Origin of the sequence: Streptomyces glaucescens (assembly GCF_000761215.1) — a bacterium.
In the GTDB taxonomy this organism is placed as follows: Bacteria; Actinomycetota; Actinomycetes; order Streptomycetales; family Streptomycetaceae; genus Streptomyces; species Streptomyces glaucescens_B.
Genome location: NZ_CP009438.1, coordinates 4,189,443 through 4,203,605 on the forward strand (window position 1 = coordinate 4,189,443; position 14,163 = coordinate 4,203,605).

Below are 14,163 nucleotides of genomic sequence, written 5' to 3' on the forward strand. Positions count from 1 at the left end.
CGGCCGCGGCCCGGCCGGTCCTGCCCGCGGCAGCGGGGATTCGGCGGCGCCCGCGCAGGGCAGTGCAGCGATGACACCGCACGCTCACGACGGGGATGGAGGGCGCATGAAGGTCACCGTCGACCCGGACCTCTGCTACGGCTCCGGCGACTGCGTCTACCGCGCACCGCACGTCTTCACGACGGTGGACGGCTTCGGGGCCGTCATACCGGGCCGGGAGGAGACCAGCGACGACCCGACGGTCCGCGAGGCGGCCGAGGGCTGCCCCTCCCAGGCGATCACCCTCACCACCTGATCCGCCGGTCGCGGCCGGGCCCGGCGGCCGGTCGCGACCGGGCCCGGCCTCACTTCGGCCAGCGCCACCCGTACGCCGCCAGCGCCCGGGCCCGGGCCTCGGCCACCGCCGTCCGCGCGGTCCGTTCCGCGGTGTCGGTGTGGGCCGGACTGCCGGTCACCTGGCCCTCCCACTTGCGGTAGAGGAGCCCGGGTTCGCGGGTGAACCAGCCGCGGCTGACCGCGTCCAGGGCGAGGAGCAGCCCGGTGTCCTCGGAGGCGGGCAGGGCCATCCAGCCGCCGAGGGCGAGGACGAGATCGCGGCGGGCGAAGAGGGACGCGGGGTGGACGGGGGCGCGGTGGCCGTGCGCGGTCCAGGCGGCGAGGACGGTGCCGGGTTCGAGGGGGCCCTCGTCGGGGTCGTCGGGGAAGGCGGCGGTGGAGCCGTCGGGGAGCAGGTCGAGGACGCCGGAGGTGGCCCAGCCGAGGGTGGGGTCCGCTTCGAGTGCGGCCAGGTCGCGGGCGAGCGCGCCCGGGGTGAGCTGGTCGTCGGCGTCGAGGACCTTCACGTACCGGCCGTCGGCGCGCGCGAGCGCGAGGGTGCGGGCGACGCCGGGGCCGCCGTGCCGTCCCTGGTGGAAGGAGACGCGGGGGTCGTCGGGGACGTGAGGGCGCACCTCGTCCGTGGTGCCGTCCTCCTGGATCAGCCACCGCCACTCCCATCCGGCGGGCAGCCACTGGGCGCGCAGGGACGCGTAGGCCTCGGGCAGGAACCGTGCCGACGGGGCGTGCACGGCGGTGACGACGATGACGCGGCGGTTCACGGCGGCGCTCACCACCGTTCCGGGCGGGCGGTGGACCGCGGTGCGGTGCGGTCGCCGGGCGGGGTGGTGCGGGCGACGCCGACCACGCGGCCGTGGATGTCGTACGACGTCCCGCGCGGCAGCGGCACCGGGGTGCCGGACGACGGGTCCGGGTCTCGCGCCTCCCGTCCGGGCTCGGCCTCGACCAGGCCGTGGCGGAGGCAGGAGGTGTTCAGGGGGGTGGGGGCACCGGTGTGCCGGGGGCGGTGGGTGCGGCTGTGCTCCGGCAGGGGTGTGCCGGGCGGGACGCCGAGCGCCTCGGCCGGCTCCGGGGTGGCCTCCGTGCGCCGGTCCTTCGCGGATAACACCACGCGGTGGGCGAGTCCGGTGCCGCGCTCGGTGGTGCCGGTGCCCGCGCGGGCCTCCGCCGGCTGCGGGGCGCGGCCCTTCTGGTGGCGGCTGTTGTCGCGGACGGCCGGGGCGCGCCGCGGCCGTCGTACGTCCGTTGTCTCTTCGTACGCCTGGGACACCGCCTCAGCCTAGGCGGGCGGGCAGCCGGTTCCCCGCGACCGGCGCTCTCCCCGGTCCGCCCGGTCGCCTCCCCCGGGCCGCCCGGCCGTTTCCCCCGCTGCCGTCGGCCGTTTCCCCCCGCTGTGGCCTGCCCGTTCTCCTGCTGCCGCCGGATCCGGCCCCCGGGCATGACAGCGCCCGATCGCTGGTGACGGGGGATACACCAGCGATCGGGCTGACACCCAGCCTAACAAGGCTGCCGGTGCGACGGGAGCCGACTGCTCGGGCCCACCGACACAGTGTGAGCGGGATCACGCGATCGGGTGTACTCATCCCTCGCACGGCGGGTCGTAGGACAGGCGCGGGAGGTATTCGTTCCACTTCTCCCGGGTCAGCACGCCCCGCGTGGTGGAGCAGATGTGGCGGATCGCCGTGTCGACGTCGAGGTTCCACAGCCGCACGGTGTCGGTGCCGCTGGACACGCCGAGCATGTGGGCGGCCGGGCTGAAGGAGAGGAAGTTGCCGGTCTTGGCGTTCGGGCTCATCGACCGGCCGATCGGCGCCGCGTCCGCCGGGCTCGCCACGTTCCACAGCCGGACCGTGTTGTCGTTGCCGCCGCTCGCCAGGGTGCGGCCGTCGCGGCTGAACGTCAGCGACACCACCGCCTCGGTGTGCCCGGTGAGGGTGGCGGCCCCGCGCGCGCCCGCGACCGGGTCGGAGAGGTCCCACAGCCGCACCGTGTCGTCGTCGCCGCCGCCCGCGAGCGTCTTCCCGTCGGGGCTGAAGGCCAGCACGTTCACCGGACCGCGGTGGTCGGTGAGGGGCGCGTCGAGCCGGGTGACGCGGCGCGGGTCGGTCACGTCCCACAGCCGTACGGTGCCGTCGGCGCTGCCGCTCGCCAGGGTCCGCCCGTCGGGGCTGAAGACGAGCGCGTTGACGTAGCCCCGGTGGCCGGTGAGGGGCGCGCCGAGCGGGACCGGCCGCGACGGGTCGGCCACGTTCCAGAGCTGGAACGTGCGGTCGTCGTAGGCGGTCGCCAGGGTGCGCCCGTCGGGCGCGAAGGCCAGCGCGTCGGGGCCCATGAACCGGGTGCGCAGCTCGATCGGCGGTCCGGCCGGGACCGGGCGGGCCGGGTCCGTGACGTTCCACAGGTACACCGACCGCTTCGCCGTCAGCACGGCCAGCAGCCGGCCGTCGGGGGAGAACGACAGCGAGCGGTCGCCGCCGTCACCGGGCAGGAACGGCCGTCCCAGCCGCACCGGCCGGTCCGGCCGCCGTACGTCCCACAGCCGCACCTTCCCGTCGCGCGCCGCGGTGGCCAGCACCCGCCCGTCCGGGCGGAACGACCCGCTGCGGCCGATCATGTCCGACGTCGGCACCGACCACAGCCGCACCTTGCTGTCGCCGCTGCCGGTGGCCAGGGTGCGCCCGTCGGGACTGAACCCCAGCGCGTACATCTCCCCGCTGCTGCCCGCCAGCGGCTCGCCGACCTGCGACGGATACGTGGGGTCGCTGACGTTCCACAGGCTGGCCGTGCTGTCCGCGCTGGCCGCGGCGAGGGTGTGCCCGTCGGGGGCGAACGCCACGGACCAGACGGGCCCGGTGTGCGCGGTGAGCGGGGGCCCGAGCCGGGCCGCCCGGCCGGGATCGGTCACGTTCCACAGCCGGATCGTGTCGTCCGCGCCGCCGCTGGCGAGGGTGCGCCCGTCCGGGCTGAACGCCACCGAGTGGACGGTGTCCGTGTGCCCGGCGAGCTTCCCCAGCTCCCTGGGCCGGCCCGGCCCGGCCGTGTCCCACAGGCGGATCGTGTGGTCGTCGCCGCCGGCCGCCACGGTCCGCCCGTCCGGCGCGAACGCCACCGACCGCACCGCGGCCCCGTGCCCGGTCAGCCTCCCGAGCGCCCTCGCCCGCCCGGGCTCCCGTACGTCCCACAGACCCACCGTGCGGTCCTCGCTGGCGGAGGCGAGCGTACGGCCGTCGGGGCCGAACGCCACCAGGTACACCGTGCCCCGGTGCCCGGTCAGCGAGCCGAGGGACGTGGGCCGCTCCCGGTCCGTGACGTCCCACAGCCGGATCACCCCGTCGTCGCCCGCGCTGGCCAGGGTGCGGCCGTCCGGGCTGAACACCGCGCTGCTCACCCAGCTGGTGTGACCGGCCAGCGGCACGCCCAGCGGCTTCGGACGGGTCGGGTCGGACACGTCCCACAGCCGGACGGTCCGGTCGTAGCTCGCCGTCGCCAGGGTGCGCCCGTCGGGGCTGAACGAGGTCAGGTAGACGGCGCCGGTGTGACCGAGCAGCGGGGTGGCCAGCGGCGCGTTCACGATCGACACCAGCCGGTTGTTCGTCGCCGCGTCGTCCGGGCGCAGCCGGTGCGCCACCAGGTCGAGCTGCGCGGACAGCGACGGATCCGTGTACTGCACCCGGTCCGCCTCCGCGACGACCTGTTCGAACACCGCGTCGTCCCGCTGCTTCCAGGCCACCACCGCCGCCCCGACCGCCACCAGCGTCAGCACCACGAGCGCCGCGACCGCACCCCGGCTGATCCAGGCGGTACGGCGGCGCAGCCGCACCGAGGCCGCCAGGAACTCCACCGCGCTCCGCGTGAGGAAGGTGTCCCCGGCCGACTTCGCCCAGCTCTCCGCCTGTTCCAGCCGCGACCCCCGGTACAGCAGCGCCGCGTCGCGGTGCGAGGCCTCCCAGGCCCGGCCGTCCTCCTCCAGCCGCTGGCGCAGCAGATTGCCGCCCCGGTCCTCGTCGATCCAGTCGCGCAACCGGGGCCAGGCGTGCAGCAGCGCCTCGTGGGTGATCTCCACGGTCTCCGCGTCGAGCGTCACCAGCCGGGCGCGCACCAGCGCCTCCAGCGACTCCTCCGTCTTGCCCGGGTCGGTCGCCTCCTCCGCCAGCTGCCGCCGGGTGCCGCGCCGCCGGGTGGCGGCCGTGTCCTCGCCGACCCGCACCAGCCGCAGCAGCAGTAACCGCGCGGCCGTCCGGGCCGCCGGGTCCAGGTCCGACCAGGCCCGCTCGGCGGTCGCGGCCACCGCTCCCTGGATACCGCCCGCGGCCCGGTACCCGGCCAGCGTCAGCCGGCCCGCCTTGCGGCGCTGCCAGGTGGCGAGCAGGGCGTGCGAGAGCAGCGGCAGCACACCCGCGTCGTGGGCGCCGCGCGGCCCGTCCGCGACGACCTCCCGCACGATCAGCTCCGCCAGGCCCGGCTCCAGTTCCAGGCCGACCGCCTTCGCCGGACCGGTCACCGCCTCCCGCAGCTCGGCGGTGGTGAGCGGCCCGAGCACCATGTGCCGGTGCTGGAGCGCGTCGGCCAGCTCCGGGTGGCGCAGGCACTGCTCGTAGAAGTCGGCCCGTATCCCGAGGACGACGAGCACGGGCGCCGGCTCGCCGGGTCCGCCGGGCGAGCAGGCGGCGTGCAGTACCCGGACGAAGGTCCGCCGGTCCGCCTCCTCGGCGCACAGGGTGAACGCCTCCTCGAACTGGTCGACGATCACGACCGGCCGGGGGCCGTCACCCGCCCACCGTGCGAAGGCCCGGCGGACCGCACGGGCGAACTCCGGGGTGTGGGGGGCGGGGCCACCGGGCTCGGCGGGGTCCGCCGCCGCCACGGCCACCTCGTGAGCGTCCGCCTCCCCGTCACCGGCCAGGGCCGGGTGCCCGTGCGGGTCTCCGGGCGCGTGTCCGTGCGGGTTTCCGGTCGCGTGTCCGGGCGGGTCCGTGGCCGGGTGCCCGTGCGTGTCCTCGGCCGGATGCCCGGGCTCGTGCCCGACCGTGTGTCCGGGCGTGTCCGTGGCCCGGTGCCCGTGCGTGTCCTCGGCCGGATGCCCGGGCTCGTGCCCGACCGCGTGCCCGACCGTGTGTCGGTGAGTGTCGCCGTTTGCGTGTCCTGGGATGTCCCCGGTCGCGTGCCCTGGAGTGTTCCCGGCGGGGTGCCCGGGGGTGTCCCCCTCCGGCCGTACCCGTGTCTGTACCTGTGCCTGTACCTGTGTCCGTACCTGTGCTCGTGCCTGCGTGGGCGCGTCGGCACGTCCCTCTAAGCTCCCGTGCCCGGCCGCCTCGGGGCGCGGCCCCGGAGGAGTCGCCCGTCGCAGCACACCTCCCAGTCCGGGGATCAGACGGCACAGCTCGCCGAGCGGATCGGCGCCGGGGACGAGCTGGAGCACCCGCCGGGCCTCGGCGTACCGCAGGGCGGGCACGAGGCCGGCGTTCAGCAGCGACGACTTCCCGGCGCCCGAGGCGCCCACGAGCATGACGAGACCGCCCGTCCCGCGCTCCTCCACCGCGCACAGCTGGTCGATGAGTGCCTCGGTGCTGCGCTCGCGGCCGAAGAACCAGCGGGCGTCCTCCTGCCGGTAGGCGGCCAGACCGCGGTAGGGGCACACCCCGGCGGGGAGGGGCCGCTCCGGCTCGTCGGCCTTCGGGGCGTCCTCCGGCCGGTCGGTGACCGGGACCGCCACGGCCCGCTCCCACAGCCGCTGCCAGTCGGCCAGGTCGTACAGGCCGGGGCTCACCGGAACGGCCCGGATCCGGCGGGCCTGCGGGATCAGCACCTGGAGCACGGCCGCGAGGGCGGCGAAGTGCGCGGGCACGTTCCTCGCCCGCCGCCAGTCGCTGATCCGCTGCGCGGAGACCCGTACGGGGCGCCCTCGCTCGTCGATCCGTTCCAGCCGGACGACCGCCTCGGACACCCGTTTCAGGGGCGGGTTGCCGGCCTCCTTGTACAGCAGCGCGAGCCGTTCAGCGAAGGCTGTGCGTGCCCCTGAGTCGCAACCCAAGGCCTCCACCCCTTACTTCCGCGGCACTGGCCATCCGGTCCGGAAAACTCACTCTATATGTCTGACCTGCGGCTTAGTCCCTTTCCTGACGCCGGAACCTCCTCCTCCCGGGCCTCGAATGGCAGGATCACGACCGGATCCGAAGCGGTAGCCACTCGGCCACGCAGCGCTAGATCGACACCCGAACGTCCGGTACCGGTCCCCACGAGGGGAGGGACCGGTGCCGGACGAATGTCGAGTCCTCCGTGATCGCCGGCGGCTTCCGGCACGGTCTCCGAGGGGCCGGTTTCCCCACGGGAGGCGGTTTCCAACCCTTTGCTTCCCGGGGTCTTCCTAGAGTCCTTCGGCGAGGGTGTGGGCGACGAGCGCGTTGGCGTGGCCGTGCCCGAGGCCGTGCTCGGTCTTGAGCATGCCGACGAGTTCCATGTGGCGGGTCAGTCCGGACGAGCGGATGATCTGCTTCCACTCGGCGATCGGACGGCCGTACTTCTTCTCGATGGAGGGGAAGTAGCTGGCGGGGCCCTTCGCTGCGGCTGCGGTCATGGTGCTGCGTCCCATCTGTGCGCGGGGCGACGTCATCGCTGGCGTCACCGGCGTCACGGTCGTCGGCGTCGTCGCTGTTCATGACCGCCCGCCGGCGCCGGAGTCATCGCCGCCGGGGTGTGCGCCGCGTCACACCCCGGCGGGTCCCTGCCGCCACGTCGCCCAGGTCCCTGCTCCGGTCCCTCCTCGGCCCCGCTCAGGCGCCGACGTACGCCGCCAGGTGCTCCGCCGTGAGGGTGGAGCGTGCCGCGACCAGATCGCCCGGCGTGCCCTCGAAGACGATCCGGCCACCGTCGTGACCGGCACCGGGCCCGAGGTCGATGATCCAGTCGGCGTGCGCCATCACCGCCTGGTGGTGCTCGATCACGATGACCGACTTGCCGGAGTCCACCAGCCGGTCCAGCAGGCCGAGCAACTGCTCGACATCGGCGAGGTGCAGACCCGTGGTCGGCTCGTCGAGGACGTAGATGCCGCCCTTCTCCGCCATGTGCGTGGCCAGCTTCAGCCGCTGCCGCTCACCGCCGGACAGCGTGGTGAGCGGCTGCCCCAGGGTGAGGTAGCCGAGCCCGACGTCGGCGAGCCGGGTGAGGATCTTGTGGGCGGCGGGCGTCCGGGCCTCACCGGCGCCGAAGAACTCCTCCGCCTCGGCCACCGGCATCGCCAGCACCTCGCTGATGTCCCGCCCGCCGAGCCGGTACTCCAGCACCGACGCCTGGAACCGCCGCCCCTCGCAGTCCTCGCAGGTGGTGGCGACCCCGGCCATCATCGCCAGGTCGGTGTAGACGACCCCGGCGCCGTTGCAGGACGGGCACGCGCCCTCGGAATTCGCGCTGAACAGCGCCGGCTTCACACCGTTGGCCTTGGCGAACGCCTTCCGGATCGGGTCCAGCAGCCCCGTGTACGTCGCCGGATTGCTGCGCCGCGACCCCCGGATAGGCGCCTGGTCGACCGAGACGACCCCCGAGTCGGCCGGGATCGACCCGTGCAGCAGCGAACTCTTGCCGGACCCGGCGACACCGGTCACCGCGACCAGCACCCCGAGCGGGATGTCGACGTCGACCCCCTGGAGGTTGTTCGCCTTCGCCCCGCGGATCTCCAGCACGCCGGCCGGCTCGCGCACCGACTCCTTCAGCGACGCCCGGTCGTCCAGGTGCCGGCCGGTGACGGTGTCGCTCGCCCGCAGCCCGTCCACGGTGCCCTCGAAGCAGACGGTGCCGCCCGCCGTACCGGCGCCGGGACCCAGGTCGACGACATGGTCGGCGATCGCGATGACCTCCGGCTTGTGCTCGACCACGAGGACGGTGTTGCCCTTGTCGCGCAGCCGCAGCAGCAGCTCGTTCATCCGCTGGATGTCGTGCGGGTGCAGACCGCTGGTCGGCTCGTCGAAGACGTACGTCACATCGGTGAGCGAGGACCCGAGGTGCCGGATCATCTTCACGCGCTGCGCCTCACCGCCCGACAGCGTGCCCGCGGGCCGCTCCAGCGACAGGTAGCCGAGCCCGATCTCCACGAACGAGTCGAGGGTGTTCTGCAGCGCGGTGAGCAGCGGCGCCACGGACGGCTCGTCGAGCCCGCGCACCCACTGCGCGAGGTCCCGGATCTCCATCGCGCAGGCGTCCGCGATGCTGATCCCCTCGATCTTCGACGACCGGGCCCCCTCGCTCAGCCGGGTGCCGTCGCACTCGGGGCAGGTGGTGAAGGTGACCGCCCGCTCCACGAAGGCCCGGATGTGCGGCTGCATCGCCTCCTTGTCCTTCGCCAGGAAGGACTTCTGGATCTTCGGGATCAGCCCCTCGTAGGTGAGGTTGATGCCCTCCACCTTGATCTTGGTCGGCTCCTTGTACAGCAGGTCGTGCAGCTCCCGCTCGCCGAACTCACGGATCGGCTTGTCCGGGTCGAAGAAGCCGCAGCCGCTGTAGATCCGGCCGTACCAGCCGTCGACGCTGTACCCGGGGACCGTCAGCGCGCCCTCGCGCAGCGACTTGCCGGCGTCGTACAGCTGGGTGAGGTCGAAGTCGGTGACCGACCCCCGCCCCTCGCACCGCGGGCACATGCCGCCGGTGCGCTCGAACGTCGCCTTCTCCGCCTTCGTCTTCGCCCCGCGCTGCACGGTGATGGCCCCGCTCGCCCGCACCGACGCGGTGTTGAACGAGTACGCGCTGGGCGGCCCGATGTGCGGGTCGCCCAGCCGGCTGAACAGGATCCGCAGCATCGCGTTGGCGTCGGTGGCGGTGCCCACCGTCGACCGCGGATCGGCGCCCATCCTCGACTGGTCCACACTGATCACGGTGGTCAGCCCGTCCAGCACGTCGACCTCGGGCCGCGCCAGGGTGGGCATGAACCCCTGCACGAAGGCGCTGTACGTCTCGTTGATCAGCCGCTGCGACTCCGCGGCGATCGTGTCGAACACCAGCGAGCTCTTGCCCGAGCCGGAGACACCGGTGAACACCGTGAGCCGCCGCTTCGGTATCTCGACGCTCACGTCCTTCAGGTTGTTCTCCCGGGCGCCGTGCACCCGGATCAGATCATGACTGTCCGCGATGTGCGGGACGGGGGACGAGGAACGCGGTGCGGCGCTGGCGGACTGGCGGCTCATCGGAATCTCCAGGTCGGTGGCGGCGGGCTGCATTATGGGACGACGCGGGCGGACTCACCCACTCCGCCGCTGCGCGAACCGCAGCATGTTGCCCGCGGGGTCGCGGAAGGCGCAGTCCCGCACCCCGTACGGCTGGTCGACCGGCTCCTGCAGCACCTCGGCACCCGAGGCCCGGACGCGCTCGAAGGTCGCGTCGCAGTCCTCGGTCGAGAAGATCACCCCGCGCAGCAGGCCCTTGGCCAGCAGCTCCGCCATGGCCCGCCGGTCCGCGTCGGAGGCGTTCGGGTCGGCGACCGGCGGCTCCAGCACGATGTCCACTCCGGGCTGCTCCGGCGACCCGACGGTCACCCACCGCATCCCCTCGAACGACACGTCCTGGCGGACCTCGAGGCCTAGCGCGTCCCGGTAGAAGGCCAGCGCCTGGTCATGATCGTCCACGGCTATGAAGCACTGCGACAGCTTGATGTCCATGCCGCACACGCTACGACCGGGCGCCGCCCCTCGCTTCTCCGTTCCTGACCGGTCGCGTGAAGACCTTCGCGACACACGCCGGAATGTCCGCGCCCTCCTCGTGGGCCCGCGCCCGGTACGCGCTCGGACTCTCGCCCACCAGCTCGGTGAACCGCGAACTGAACGACCCCAGCGAGGTACACCCCACCGCGAAGCAGACCTCGGTCACCGACAGGTCCCCACGCCGCAGCAACGCCTTGGCACGCTCGATCCGCCGCGTCATCAGATAGCTGTACGGCGTCTCCCCGAACGCCGCCCGGAAGCTGCGCGAGAAGTGCCCCGCCGACATGTGCGCCGCCCGCGCCAGCGCCGGCACGTCCAGCGGCTCCGCGTAGTCCCGGTCCATCCGGTCGCGCGCCCGCCGCAGCAGCACCAGGTCGGAAAGCGATGTCATGGCACCAGCATCGCAGGCCCGCGCCGCCGCCGGCTCAGGAACTGATGCTGTCCAGGAAGTTCCCCACCGCCTCGACGACCCGGCTCCTGCGCCGATGCGCCTTGCTGCAGTACCGCCGCGTCCGCCACCGCCGCACCTGCACCACCGGCACCCCACACCACTGACACGGCACCATCCGCCGAGCTCCCCCACTCATACGCCCACGGTACCCCCGGGTGCCCCACAGCCCCGGGCCCGCCCCGCACTGACCACCCGTCAGCCACACCTGCACACGCGGCAAGGCACACCACTGCCCGGCGCAACGCGTCCACCTGCCCGGGCGTCATGTCGAAGTCGTACGCGATGTCCTCGACGCTCTCCCCGGCTTCCCGCAGGTCGGTGATGGCGTCGACCGCGACGCGATTCGCGGCCACCACGGGCCTCCCGCACACCATCCCTCGGTGGCGGCTCAGGAGGCCGCTCGGAGGGGGTGCCCGGCTTTCCGGGACCGGCATTCGCGGCAGTGTCCGGGTTCCGGCGCGCGGAAGGCACGCTCACAGCCGTCGCAGGTCTGGAAGGGCGGCACGGCCGGGCGGGGCGCGCTCTCCGGGAGCGGGCGCGGAGGGGGTGCGGGCAGGGGGGTCTCGCGGAGGCGGTAGGCGAGGATGCGCGCCGGGCGGGTCAGGAAGTGGTGGGGGAGTCCTGCGGTCAGCTGTGCGGTGATCTGCTGGGGTGCGACACCGGCCGCGAGCCACCGGGCGACGGCCGGCGCCAGCCGCACGGCCTCCTGTTCGGTCAGGACCAGACGCGGATCGACGCGGCGGAGCGAGGCCAGAACGGCGACCGCCCGGGGGTCGGCTTCGGAGAGTGACGCCGGGTTCTGTGGCTGGTCCCGGGCGGGAGCGGGCTCGGGTGCCCGTTCAGGGGTGGGCGTCGCGTTGTCGGCTGCGGGTGACTTCCGGGGCCGGGGCGGCTTCGGCGGGCCGTCCGGGTCCGCGCCGCCGCGGGGGAGGTCGTGGAAGTACGTCCGGGTGCGGACCTGCCCGGTGGGCGTCCGCTCACGGCGGCGCTCCAGGTATCCGGCCGCTTCGAGTTCCCTGAGCGCTCGCGAGATGAGGATCTCGCCCTCGCTGAAGTGCTCGCACAGGGCGGCGATGCTCACGGGGGAGCCGTCGGGCAGGGAGGAGATGTACGCCGCGACGCCGACCGTGACCGCGCTGCCGCGCCGCTGCACGAGGGCGTTGGAGAGCACGGTGAAGTCGGCTGTCAGCCGGGTGCGGACGTGGATCACGCCGGAGGTCGGAGCTCCGGCGTCGGCGCGCAGGCGCGCGTTAGACTGCGGGTCAGCCATCGGGAAGTGTGCTCTTCCTGATCGGTCAGGCCCTCGATCGGGATGCCAGTCCCGGCCGGGGGCCGTCGTCTGTGTGCGGTTGTCGCGGCGAACGTAACGGTCCGTGACCCAGGCCTGCAAGCTGGTCACCCGGACGGGTGACGCGGGCTTCCTCGCGGGGGAGGGTGGGTGGGCGGGGAGTTCTTTCTCCCGGTTCTTTCAGGAGGTCAGCGGCCCGCCGGGTCCTCGCGGACAAGGATCCGGCGGGCCCGGAAGACGGACGGGGGCCGGCGCCCGGCCACTGCGGGGACGGTGGAGTCCGTTCTCCGACTCGCCCACGGCCTTGGGCTCCCGCAGAACCCGCAAGAGGGGAAAAACGAGTCGAGGGCCCGACCCGCTGAGCGGATCAGGCCCTCGACCTGGTAATGCGGCGTCGGGGTGGCGGGATTTGAACCCACGACCTCTTCGTCCCGAACGAAGCGCGCTGCCAAGCTGCGCTACACCCCGGTGTCGCTGCTCGTCGCGGCGACGTCGTTTACTTTAGCCCACTGGCGGCTGGAGACGAAATCCGGTTTTGGAGCGGTGCCGGACGGGGTTCGGGCGGGCGTGGTCGAGGGCGACGAGCAGGACGGCGAGGGCGTAGAAGGAGAGGCCGAGGAGGAGGGCGTTGCCGAGGACGCCCTTGTAGCCGTGGGCTTCGACGTCCAGGAACGGGTAGAGGTAGCGGCCCGGGGTGCCGGGGAGGAGCAGCTCGCCGCGGGCGAAGGAGACCAGCAGGTAGATCAGGGGGTAGAGCAGCCAGCCGGGCGCCTGGCGCAGGTGGAGTTGGCCGGGGGCGGTGAGGAACAGCCAGTCGGCGACCACCGCCGCGGGTACCGCGGTGTGCAGGAGGTGGTGGGCCACCGTGTGCCAGGCGGTCGGGGTGGCCGCGGCCGTGTCGATCATCGTGAACGGGGTCGCCGCGTCGGCGAGCAGCAGGTGGTAGACCAGGCCGCTGATCACCGCGTAGAGCAGTACCGCGCCGGTCAGGGCGCTGCGCAGCGGGTGGCGGGCGGTCCAGGCGCGGCGGGCGGAGAGCAGCATGATCAGTGCCAGCAGGATGCTGCTCTGGACGGTGAAGTAGCCGAGGACCCGCAGCGGACTGCCGAGCACGAGGTGGACGGCCACGCCGGTGAGGGCGGCGAGGGCCGTCAGCAGGCGGAAGACGGCGGCCAGGGGGCGGCGGACGGGGGCCACCACCGCCCTGGCGGGGACGGGGGAGGGCAGCAGTGCGGGCATGCCCGGGAGCGCGGGGAGGTCCGGGATGTCCCTGGGTATCGGGGCGGTCATGCCCCTCACGCTAGGGAAAGGGTATGAAAGGGGCGATTCGGGCGGGCCGAGTGGGTTAAACGGATGGGTGCCCGGATCGGCGGCCGCCCGGACCGCGGGCGCCCGGACCGCGGCCGCCCGGATCGGCGCCCCGCCCTGGCGCCCCATGTCACCCGCCCCGCCGCTCCCTCACCGCCTGCGCCCCACCAGTGTCAGCAGCGTCGCCTCCGGCGGGCAGGCGAACCGTACCGGCGTGTAGCGGTTCGTCCCGCAGCCCGCCGACACGTGGAGGTGGGCCGTACGGCCGTCCGCGGTGTGCGTCGACAGGCCCTTCACGCGGTCCGTGTCCAGGTCGCAGTTGGTGACCAGGGCGCCGTAGAAGGGGATGCAGAGCTGGCCGCCGTGGGTGTGCCCGGCCAGGACGAGGGGGTAGCCGTCGGCGGTGAACGCGTCCAGGACACGCAGGTACGGGGCGTGCACGACCCCCATGGAGAAGTCCGCCGTCTGCGACGGGCCGCCCGCGACCTGCGCGTACCGGTCGCGCTTGATGTGCGGGTCGTCCAGGCCCGTCAGCTCCACCGACACCCCGTCGATCTTCAGCGTGCCACGCGTGTTGGTGAGGTTCAGCCAGCCGGCCGCGTCGAAGCCGTCCCGCAGGTCCTCCCAGGGGTTGTGGACCACTCCCACGGCGGGCGGGTTGCCGTTCAGACCGTGGCGGCCCTGCATCTTCTCGACCAGGTAACGGGCGGGGTTGCGCAGCTTGGGGCCGTAGTAGTCGTTGGAGCCGAAAACGTACGCCCCCGGGAACTCCATCAGGGGGCCCAGCGCGTCCAGGGTCTCCGGGACGCCCTCCGGGTCGGACAGGTTGTCGCCCGTGTTGATCACGAAGTCGGGGCGGAGTCCGGCCAGCGAGCGCAGCCAGCGCTGCTTCTTGCGCTGCCCGCCGACCATGTGGATGTCGGAGACCTGGAGTACGCGCAGGGGACGCATGCCCGGGGGCAGGACGGGGACGGTGACCCGTCGCAGGCGGAAGGAGCGGGCTTCGAAACCCGCCGAGTAGAGCAGTCCGGCGGCGCCAACCGCCGCGATTCCCAGGGGAACTCCGTATCGCGCGCGCATGGCCCCATCGTGTCAGA

Annotated in this window: 12 protein-coding genes and 1 tRNA gene; 1 reads left to right on the forward strand and 12 read right to left on the reverse strand. The window is 73.6% G+C overall.

All coding sequences use genetic code 11. The annotated features are described in order from the left end of the window. The first annotated feature begins 106 nt into the window (after positions 1 to 106). Positions 107 to 295 (forward strand): ferredoxin, encoded by a 189-nt coding sequence (locus SGLAU_RS18145; protein ID WP_043502799.1) that lies wholly within the window; start codon positions 107 to 109, stop codon positions 293 to 295. Positions 296 to 344: 49 nt separating this feature from the next. On the opposite strand, the gene SGLAU_RS18150 is transcribed toward SGLAU_RS18145, so the two are convergent. From SGLAU_RS18150 to SGLAU_RS18200, 12 genes are all read right to left on the reverse strand, one after another. Next, positions 345 to 1,097 carry a glycosyltransferase family 2 protein gene (locus SGLAU_RS18150; protein WP_043506762.1) on the reverse strand — a complete coding sequence of 251 codons (753 nt, stop codon included), beginning with the start codon at positions 1,095 to 1,097 and terminating at the stop codon, positions 345 to 347. An 8-nt stretch (positions 1,098 to 1,105) separates the two neighbouring features. Continuing rightward, complete coding sequence (locus tag SGLAU_RS18155; RefSeq protein ID WP_052413816.1) at positions 1,106 to 1,606, reverse strand: hypothetical protein; 501 nt, start codon at positions 1,604 to 1,606, stop codon at positions 1,106 to 1,108. Between the two features lie 309 nt (positions 1,607 to 1,915). Further along, on the reverse strand, positions 1,916 to 6,376 hold the full coding sequence (locus tag SGLAU_RS18160) for a hypothetical protein (protein WP_244315234.1): 4,461 nt from the start codon (positions 6,374 to 6,376) through the stop codon (positions 1,916 to 1,918). A 324-nt stretch (positions 6,377 to 6,700) separates the two neighbouring features. Further along, positions 6,701 to 6,910: a DUF4287 domain-containing protein gene (locus tag SGLAU_RS18165; protein WP_043506765.1), complete on the reverse strand. Its 210-nt coding sequence runs from the start codon at positions 6,908 to 6,910 to the stop codon at positions 6,701 to 6,703. A gap of 196 nt (positions 6,911 to 7,106) precedes the next feature. Then, positions 7,107 to 9,506: an ATP-binding cassette domain-containing protein gene (locus tag SGLAU_RS18170; RefSeq protein WP_043506767.1), complete on the reverse strand. Its 2,400-nt coding sequence runs from the start codon at positions 9,504 to 9,506 to the stop codon at positions 7,107 to 7,109. Between the two features lie 54 nt (positions 9,507 to 9,560). Continuing rightward, entirely contained in the window at positions 9,561 to 9,977 is a 417-nt protein-coding gene (locus SGLAU_RS18175) for a VOC family protein (RefSeq protein WP_043506769.1), read from the reverse strand. Between the two features lie 10 nt (positions 9,978 to 9,987). Beyond that, positions 9,988 to 10,410 carry a helix-turn-helix transcriptional regulator gene (locus tag SGLAU_RS18180; RefSeq protein WP_043502802.1) on the reverse strand — a complete coding sequence of 141 codons (423 nt, stop codon included), beginning with the start codon at positions 10,408 to 10,410 and terminating at the stop codon, positions 9,988 to 9,990. Then, entirely contained in the window at positions 10,407 to 10,904 is a 498-nt protein-coding gene (locus SGLAU_RS36280) for a DUF433 domain-containing protein (RefSeq protein WP_318536223.1), read from the reverse strand. Before SGLAU_RS36280 ends, SGLAU_RS18180 begins: the two co-directional genes overlap by 4 nt. Further along, on the reverse strand, positions 10,859 to 11,740 hold the full coding sequence (locus tag SGLAU_RS18185; RefSeq protein ID WP_208868922.1) for a hypothetical protein: 882 nt from the start codon (positions 11,738 to 11,740) through the stop codon (positions 10,859 to 10,861). Before SGLAU_RS18185 ends, SGLAU_RS36280 begins: the two co-directional genes overlap by 46 nt. 412 nt (positions 11,741 to 12,152) lie before the next feature. Then, positions 12,153 to 12,226: transfer RNA gene (locus SGLAU_RS18190), tRNA-Pro, on the reverse strand. Positions 12,227 to 12,259: 33 nt separating this feature from the next. Continuing rightward, positions 12,260 to 13,048 (reverse strand): Pr6Pr family membrane protein, encoded by a 789-nt coding sequence (locus SGLAU_RS18195; RefSeq protein ID WP_043502806.1) that lies wholly within the window; start codon positions 13,046 to 13,048, stop codon positions 12,260 to 12,262. Between the two features lie 168 nt (positions 13,049 to 13,216). Further along, positions 13,217 to 14,146 (reverse strand): metallophosphoesterase, encoded by a 930-nt coding sequence (locus SGLAU_RS18200; protein WP_043502808.1) that lies wholly within the window; start codon positions 14,144 to 14,146, stop codon positions 13,217 to 13,219. Positions 14,147 to 14,163 lie beyond the last annotated feature (17 nt).

Coding starts and splice junctions, on each gene's coding strand:
- SGLAU_RS36280 (WP_318536223.1), bottom strand. CDS start 10,904: ATGCCGGTCCCGGAAAGCCGGGCACCCCCTCCGAGCGGCCTCCTGAGC.
- SGLAU_RS18170 (WP_043506767.1), bottom strand. CDS start 9,506: ATGAGCCGCCAGTCCGCCAGCGCCGCACCGCGTTCCTCGTCCCCCGTC.
- SGLAU_RS18200 (WP_043502808.1), bottom strand. CDS start 14,146: ATGCGCGCGCGATACGGAGTTCCCCTGGGAATCGCGGCGGTTGGCGCC.
- SGLAU_RS18195 (WP_043502806.1), bottom strand. CDS start 13,048: ATGACCGCCCCGATACCCAGGGACATCCCGGACCTCCCCGCGCTCCCG.
- SGLAU_RS18180 (WP_043502802.1), bottom strand. CDS start 10,410: ATGACATCGCTTTCCGACCTGGTGCTGCTGCGGCGGGCGCGCGACCGG.
- SGLAU_RS18185 (WP_208868922.1), bottom strand. CDS start 11,740: ATGGCTGACCCGCAGTCTAACGCGCGCCTGCGCGCCGACGCCGGAGCT.
- SGLAU_RS18165 (WP_043506765.1), bottom strand. CDS start 6,910: ATGACCGCAGCCGCAGCGAAGGGCCCCGCCAGCTACTTCCCCTCCATC.
- SGLAU_RS18175 (WP_043506769.1), bottom strand. CDS start 9,977: ATGGACATCAAGCTGTCGCAGTGCTTCATAGCCGTGGACGATCATGAC.
- SGLAU_RS18145 (WP_043502799.1), top strand. CDS start 107: ATGAAGGTCACCGTCGACCCGGACCTCTGCTACGGCTCCGGCGACTGC.